This window comes from Oleiphilus sp. HI0132, from assembly GCF_001635845.1.
Genome location: NZ_LWGJ01000963.1, coordinates 1 through 543, shown reverse-complemented (window position 1 = coordinate 543; position 543 = coordinate 1). Strand labels below are relative to the sequence as shown.

1 pseudogene is annotated in these 543 nt (G+C 47.5%); it reads left to right on the top strand.

Annotated elements, in window-relative coordinates:
* A pseudogene (locus tag A3766_RS10895) lies at positions 1-543 on the top strand (DEAD/DEAH box helicase); the annotation flags it as partial.

The following is a 543-nucleotide window of genomic DNA, read 5'->3' as shown; positions in this document are numbered from 1 at the left end:
GATTCATTAGGCTATCAAGCCATGACACCGATTCAAATGCAGAGCCTGCCCCTGATTATTGAGGGAAAAGATGTCATCGCGCAAGGTCAAACGGGCTCAGGAAAGACTGCCGCATTTGGGCTTGGGCTACTCAATAAGCTAGACGTAAAACGTTTCAGAATTCAATCTTTGGTGCTCTGCCCTCTCGTGAGCTGGCCGATCAAGTCGCCAAAGAAATTCGCAAACTTGCCCGCGCTATTCACAATATAAAAGTTCTCACCTTATGTGGCGGCATGCCTTTTGGCCCTCAAGTTGGTTCTTTAGAGCACGGCGCACATATCATCGTCGGTACTCCTGGCCGGGTTGAAGAACACGTTAGAAAAGGTAACCTGAAGCTCAACAATGTTGACACGCTGGTATTGGACGAAGCTGATAGAATGCTAGACATGGGCTTTCAGGAGGCCTTGGATACTATCATTGAAGATATACCAGAAGAGCGCCAAACTCTGCTGTTAAGCGCAACCTATCCAAAACAGATTCAATCGATCGCAGCGCAATATCTCA